The 6,990-nt window shown below is 36.0% G+C and carries 7 protein-coding genes and 1 pseudogene; 7 read left to right on the top strand and 1 reads right to left on the bottom strand.

Translation table 11 applies throughout. From position 1 onward, the window contains the following. Together ACOQFO_RS02715 and ACOQFO_RS02710 are read left to right on the top strand one after the other, a co-directional pair. A pseudogene (locus ACOQFO_RS02715) lies at positions 1–266 on the top strand (IS4 family transposase); the annotation flags it as partial. A gap of 203 nt (positions 267–469) precedes the next feature. Beyond that, complete coding sequence (locus ACOQFO_RS02710; RefSeq protein ID WP_421688170.1) at positions 470–1,522, top strand: beta-carotene 15,15'-monooxygenase; 1,053 nt, start codon at positions 470–472, stop codon at positions 1,520–1,522. A gap of 56 nt (positions 1,523–1,578) precedes the next feature. Here ACOQFO_RS02710 and ACOQFO_RS02705 read toward each other — a convergent pair whose 3' ends face one another. After that, positions 1,579–2,226 carry a hypothetical protein gene (locus ACOQFO_RS02705; protein ID WP_421688169.1) on the bottom strand — a complete coding sequence of 216 codons (648 nt, stop codon included), beginning with the start codon at positions 2,224–2,226 and terminating at the stop codon, positions 1,579–1,581. A gap of 266 nt (positions 2,227–2,492) precedes the next feature. On the opposite strand from ACOQFO_RS02705, the gene rlmD reads away from it, so the two are divergent. From rlmD to spoVAD, 5 genes are all read left to right on the top strand, one after another. Further along, entirely contained in the window at positions 2,493–3,857 is a 1,365-nt protein-coding gene (rlmD, locus tag ACOQFO_RS02700) for a 23S rRNA (uracil(1939)-C(5))-methyltransferase RlmD (RefSeq protein ID WP_421688168.1), read from the top strand. 872 nt (positions 3,858–4,729) lie between these two features. After that, a complete protein-coding gene (locus ACOQFO_RS02695; RefSeq protein WP_421688167.1) occupies positions 4,730–4,936 on the top strand; it encodes a DUF1657 domain-containing protein in 207 nt (68 codons plus the stop codon). Positions 4,937–5,012: 76 nt separating this feature from the next. Beyond that, complete coding sequence (locus ACOQFO_RS02690) at positions 5,013–5,474, top strand: YhcN/YlaJ family sporulation lipoprotein (protein WP_400194378.1); 462 nt, start codon at positions 5,013–5,015, stop codon at positions 5,472–5,474. A 21-nt stretch (positions 5,475–5,495) separates the two neighbouring features. Next, positions 5,496–5,975, top strand: coding sequence for a stage V sporulation protein AC (gene spoVAC, locus ACOQFO_RS02685; RefSeq protein ID WP_340809405.1), 480 nt, complete (start codon positions 5,496–5,498; stop codon positions 5,973–5,975). After that, positions 5,975–6,988 carry a stage V sporulation protein AD gene (gene spoVAD, locus ACOQFO_RS02680; RefSeq protein ID WP_421688166.1) on the top strand — a complete coding sequence of 338 codons (1,014 nt, stop codon included), beginning with the start codon at positions 5,975–5,977 and terminating at the stop codon, positions 6,986–6,988. The genes spoVAC and spoVAD overlap by 1 nt, the downstream gene beginning before the upstream one ends. The last annotated feature ends 2 nt before the right edge of the window (positions 6,989–6,990 follow it).

Below are 6,990 nucleotides of genomic sequence, written 5' to 3'. Positions count from 1 at the left end.
TTGCTCGTTATATCGTGCTATCTTGGCAAAACCGCTGTAACACCGACCAACGTACGATTGGAGGTCTTTTTTACGAACTATGTGACGAAGTCAATGAACTTGATTGGGCTGTTGCTTTACAGCAGCTAATCGAACTTCTTCAAGATGCGCTTGAACAAACAAATAAGAAAATCAAAAAGTTAATACAAAGTCAACTGGAGCAGTGGATCTCAGGCCTACCTAATTATATCAAGGCTTATTTACCGATTTCACTCTGCGAAAGTTGAGTAATAATAGATAAGAAATAAAAAATTTGTCATAATGATGGTAAGTAAATGTGATAATAATCACAAACTTTGAGAAAGTAAGCGTTTTCAATATTCATAATTAACATAAGTTAATTGCTCTCCCATAAGCCAATAAACCTGCATGGAATCGATATAAAAACAAAGTTATTTTCAAATTTTCATAAGGAAAGGGACGTTATGCTATGACGATTAGTAAACTTAAAGGTAATAATATCTGGTTAGTATTATTAGGTCTCGTTTTAGCAAGTAATTTTGTTCTTTATAAGACACAATTTGGAGCTATGATTTTAACAGAGGAGACAAATCCCGTTGTAATCGGCTCGTTAATTGATTTTATTATCATTGCCCCAACCTTGTTTATGCTTTATAAAAAGAAGTTTTCATGGAAGATGGCGATTGGATTAATTGCAACTGGTTGTATTGCAGCAAAGCTTATTATTCCTGCGAATTACCTACAGCCATTTGATACGATTACTTGGACTGGGATTGCTCTAGAAGCAGCCATTTTTATATTAGAACTTTCGCTAATTATTTCATTTGTACGTTATATGCCAAAAATAAAAAACGCGGTTCGAAACAGTTCGCTACCAAAAGTGTTCTCTTTTCCACAGGCGGTCGATCAATATGTTTCGAAAAACCCTCTTATTTTTGCAATCTGTTCAGAAGTGTTAGTGTTTTATTATTCGCTTTTAAGTTGGAAAAAGAAACCGGTAGAGGGTATTACAATTTATAAAAATTCAAGTTTCATGGCCTTTCAAATCATGCTAATTCATGCAACGGTTCTTGAAACCATTGGTGTCCACTGGTTGTTCCATTATATAGAGATTAATCCTGTAGTGTCGATAATTATGTTAGTATTAAACATTTACACTGTACTTTTCTTACTTGCAGATATTCAAGCACTACGACTAAATCCAGTATTCTTTAATGAGGAATCTGTTTATCTTTCTCAAGGGTTGATGAAACGTATAAAAATAGAATTTGAAAATATTGAAGCATTAATTGTTGATCCAGAAGTGTTGCAAAGTAAACTCTCAAAAGATACGTTAGACTTTGTCGCGAGAGATTTTGAAACGGTGTATCCAGACATCATTATTAAATTAAGAAAGCCTGTAAAAGGTACACACCTTATGGGGTTAGAAAAACAATATACTCAAGTAGCTGTTCGTACAGATTCACCGAATGAGTTTTTAGAAAAGCTTCAAAAAGGAATCGATCGCAATAACTTGAACTAAAATAGAAAACCTTCCTATGTAATTGTGATAGGAAGGTTTTGAATTTCAATTGAAAACTATCGATATAATTCAGAATCAAACTGCCACATAGATGAACCATCATTCCATGTACCGGAATATTGAAGTAAACGTAGAGTTCCATCTTGTGCAGGAGCAATCGCCCAATCTGTACCACCTGTACCACCCATTAAGATGATTGCTTCTCCTGGCTCTCCGTTAATTTCTCCTGATTCTGAAAGATACCATTTACCTCTAACGATCCGATCTTCCCATAGACTATATACCATGCTATATGATCCATTTTCAAAAAGCATAATTTGACCTGCTTCTGCACCAGGGGTAAATTCATGGGTAGCATATTCGCTTGTTTCCTCATCATAATAGTTTGTAGCTGATCCAGGGATCCATATATACCAAGTTCCGAAAATACCGTTGTTTTCTGGTGTTTCCTCTTTATTTACATATTCTTGATTGTCTTCTTCTTCAACTTGTTCTATATTGCTATCATTTTTGTTCGAAGAAACTTTTTCAATTACGACTTTAGTAGCTTGTTCAATTTCCTCTTTGTTTGATTGCGAGTCTATTTTTATTAGTTTAGCAGGATCTATAGGTATAATTTGATTGTTACAACCTACAAGGATAAATGTAGTCAGTAGAATGTAAATAAAAGATCTAGATTTAAACACTTTATCTTTTTTCCACAAGTTTAACACTCCATTAATAAAAGTTTTTTAATGATAAAACTAAAAAATCTTAATAGATTATAGCACCATTTATTATTAGATAATATGCGAAATTTCACACTTTAGTATGATAATATTACCTAATATTTCTAAAGTCTTATATCAATCTATCGATAAAATTGTAATATGCAAATCCCTGATCATTAGAAATTCATTTCCCATATCGCTACGCTACCCTCCTTGAAGTAATTTTGCTACAATAAATACACTGAAATGGAGGACGGAACATGGCACTACCTGTAAAGAAAAATGATCGAAGAAACGTTTATATAGAAGACTTAACACATGATGGAAATGGTGTAGCAAAAATTGATGGATATCCATTGTTTATCCAAGGGGCGCTTCCACAGGAAACAGCTGAAATTCATGTATTGAAAACGCTCAAGAACTATGGATTTGCAAAGATTGTAGAAATTATTGAGCCATCACCAGATCGAGTAAAAGCCCCTTGCATTTACTTCGGAAAATGTGGAGGTTGTCAGTTACAACATCTTTCTTATGAAGGGCAATTGAAGTGGAAAGAAAATATGGTCAAAAACGTTATGAAACGTATTGGAAAGATTGAGGCACCAGTACTTCCAGTTAAGGGAATGCAAGACCCTTGGAACTATCGTAATAAATCTCAAATTCCATTTAGCATGACTGAAACAGGACCAATTGCAGGTTTCTATAAGTCAAAATCTCACGAGATTGTAGATATGGAACGTTGCTTAATTCAAGTAGAAGAAGCTGATGCAATTATGGCTACTCTTAAAAAAGAATTAAGCGAAATTGGTATTCAACCTTATAACGAAGAGTCCCATCAAGGCATGCTTCGCCACGTTGTCGTTCGTAAAGGTCGTGCAACAGGAGAAATAATGGTTGTTTTAGTTACAAATAAACATAAATTCCCACAAAAAGAAGCAGCGATTGAGGTAGTAAGAAAGCTTGTACCAAATGTGACGTCTATCGTTCAAAACGTCAACATTGAAAAAACAAACGTAATTTTGGGCAATGAAACTTACACACTTTGGGGCAAAGATACGATTGAAGATACAATTGGTGGCGTTCGTTTTGAAATCTCAGCTCGTTCATTCTATCAAGTAAACCCGGTTCAAACAGAAGTATTGTACAAGCAGGCATTAGATTACGCACAGTTAAAAGGCGATGAAACGGTAATCGATGCTTATTGTGGTATTGGAACAATTTCATTGTTTTTAGCAGAAAAAGCGAAGTTGGTAATGGGCGTTGAAATCGTAGAACAAGCAATTGAAGATGCAAAACGTAATGCCGAGCTAAATGGATTTACGAATACGTACTTTGAAGCTGGTCCGGCTGAAGAAGTTATCCCTCGTTGGTATGCGGATGGTAAAGAAGCAGATGTGTTAGTAGTGGATCCACCGCGTAAAGGTTGTGACGAAGCATTACTCAATACAATCATTGAGCACAAACCAAAACGTGTTGTATACGTCTCTTGTAATCCTGCAACACTTGCGCGGGACTTAAGAATATTAGAAGACGGTGGATACAAAACGGTTGAAATTCAACCAGTTGATATGTTCCCGCAGACGACACATGTGGAGTGTGTTGTCTTGCTGTCAAGAGTGGTGTAACCCCAAAACTAAAATAAAGTCCTGTATCCAAAATCCCTGAAACCCTTGTCACTACTATCTTTTTACAAATTGAATCATACAGAACTTCTTTTTAAATCGAAAAAAACGTGAACAAAAAGCGTGAAAAAAGGGTGGAAAAAACGGTCAAAACGTGATCGAAAATGTGTGAAAATGAGGGAAAGATAGCGTGACTTTATTTTAAACGGCAACGGTAGAATGCGGGTTGGCGTGGGGTAAAGATGTGGTGAGTTTATTTTAAAGGGACAAGAGTAGTGAAAGAAGAATGAATTCCAGAAGGTGAGATTCGTTCTTTTTTTATTTGTATAGATTATTGGTGTGTGGGCTACCTGATTACTATGAAGATACCCACCTATGTCTCAAGAATCTAATCCCACAAAAGATTTATAGTATACAAAATATTTTACTACTCCTTTCTGTAATACTTCTATTTGCTTAGTCGTATTAATAAGCATTAATGGTAGGGGGTGAACAGTTTTGCGGACGGGATCGAGTCCCACGGGCGCTACGTTCTACCCCGACTACCGTTATAATAAGACCTAAATAACAAAGGTCAACCAGAAAAATCTGGCTGACCTTATATTACGATCGGGCGCCATTCTTGAGGAATTGGTGCTTTTTTACTTTTAAGGTACATTATCTTGGTGCGACACGTTCCTGACTCAAATGAGGTGTGGCTAACACAATTTCGATAAAGATCAGGCTGAATCTAAATTTGAATTCATGGGGTAATTTACCACATTGTTTTTACAACTACAAAAAGAGGTGAAATTATCCTCGTATAATCAACAACGGGTGCCTAATACTAACTAAGCTTCAAAATATTTTATAGAGTGAAGGAGGTTAATTATATTATGACAGTAGTAAATGACATTAAGACTGTTTTAGCAGGATTAAAAACTGCTCAGGCTAGCTTTGAAACATTTGCTTTAAAAACAGATAACCAACAAGCGAAGACGCTCTATCAAGATGCCGCTACTCAAACCCAAGCTATTATAGATAGCGTTGAACCACGTCTTCAAGAAATTCAACAAGAAGAACCACAGTACAGACAAGAATAATTAAAAAGAGGACAAAAGGTTGGTTGAATTAACCAACCTTTTATTCCAAAAATTTTTATAAACACAGAGGTGAATTATGTTTTCCAAAATAAAAATTGTGAAGGCTGGTCTTTTAATCATAATGGCTATCGGATTATGCACAGGTTGTAATGGAAATCATGATCAGCATCCCAATAAGGACCTGAATAATTCACAGGTGAGTAAGCCAATCAGTCAATCCGTTGCCAATCAAGCAACAGAAAATATCATTTTGGAAGATGAAATTTCAAAAGTGATGGCTGTGAATACAGATAAAGACCTATTAGTAGCCATAAAAGTAAAACAATTTGATCGTTTTCGATTAAAAAAGATAGAAAAGAAAATAAATTCAGACTTGGAAAAGCAGTATCCTGATTATTCAATATTAGTTTCTGCTGATCAAAAAATGTATTTTGAACTTGTTAAACTGGACGAAAAACTCCAAAAGAATACTATGAGTATGGAGAATTTAAAAAAACATACTAAAAAAATTAAAAGTCTCATGAAGGAACAATCGTAATGAAAGAGAGGCTTATAATATATGTCTAATAATAAAAAGAAACAATTAACTCCAGTGCAACAGGAATATCAAGAACTTCAAAAGAAACGCGAAACAAAAAGACCAGTAGTTCGAAATTGCATAAAAGCTTTTTTAATTGGTGGTTTAATCTGTCTAATAGGTCAGCTCATTCAAACATTTTATATTTATTATTTTGATTTTACAGATCAAACAGTTGGTAATCCAACAGTGGGAACTTTAATTTTTATCGTAATGCTTCTTACCGGATTTGGGGTTTATGATAGAATTGCTCAATTTGGAGGTGCAGGTTCTGCTGTACCAGTTACTGGATTCGGAAATGCAGTTATATCTGCGGCTATTGAGCACCGTACGGAAGGATTTGTGTTAGGTGTAGGTGGGAATATTTTTAAACTTGCAGGTTCTGTCATTTTATTTGGTGTATTTTCCGCATTTGTCATTGCTTTAATAAAAACTATTTTGATCCAATGGGGCGGTATGTAATGTTAGCAGGTAAACGTACATGGATTTTTGAGAATAAACCTGTAATTATTTCTACGGGAACAGTTGGAGGGCCATTTGAGGCAGAAGGTGAATTAGCAGATGATTTTGATCTCCTCCATGCCGATTTATGGTTAGCTCAAGACTCCTATGAAAAAGCACATAAAATCCTATTTGAAGAAGCCTGTCAAAAGGCACTCGAAAAGGGAGAAATTCAAAAGGAACAAGTTCAATTTCTACTGGCAGGTGATCTGATTAACCAGATTACCCCTACAAGTTTTGCCAGTCGAACGATTGGAGCTCCTTATTTCGGGTTGTTTGGTGCCTGTTCAACATCTATGGAAGGATTGGCTCTAGGTGCCTATATTATTAATACAAATGGAGCTAAATATATTTTAACAGGAGCTTCAAGTCATAACACGGCAGTTGAAAAACAGTTTCGATATCCAACTGAATATGGTGGACAAAAACCGCCTACTTCCCAATGGACAGTGACAGGTGCAGGAGCTGCTTTGTTAAGTAATTCTGGGGAAGGACCATGTGTAACTTCTGCCACGATAGGACGCGTCATCGATATGGGAATGACTGATCCTTTTAATATGGGAGGGGCTATGGCACCAGCTGCGGTTGATACTATCGAAGCGCATTTAAAGGAACGAAATGTTGATCCCTCTTATTACGATTTAATCGTGACAGGTGACCTCGGAAAAATAGGACGTGCTGTATCGCTTGATCTATTCAAAAAGCATGGAACCCCTATCACCGAAGATCAATACCAAGATTGTGGTCTCATGATTTACCGGGACGGGCAACCGGTATTGTCAGGAGCTAGTGGGGCGGGTTGCTCTGCGACAGTAGTGTACGGGCATTTATTAAATCGTATGAAAAAAGGTGATTTTAAAAGAATGTTAGTAGTAGCTACGGGTGCTTTACTATCACCTTTATCCTTCCAACAAAATGAAACCATTCCTTGTATCGCTCATGCAGTGTCAATTGAATATGGAGAGGGAGAATAGAT

Origin of the sequence: Ureibacillus sp. MALMAid1270 (assembly GCF_049202975.1) — a bacterium.
Classification (GTDB): Bacteria; Bacillota; Bacilli; order Bacillales_A; family Planococcaceae; genus Ureibacillus.
This window is presented reverse-complemented; position numbering and strand designations above follow the sequence as displayed.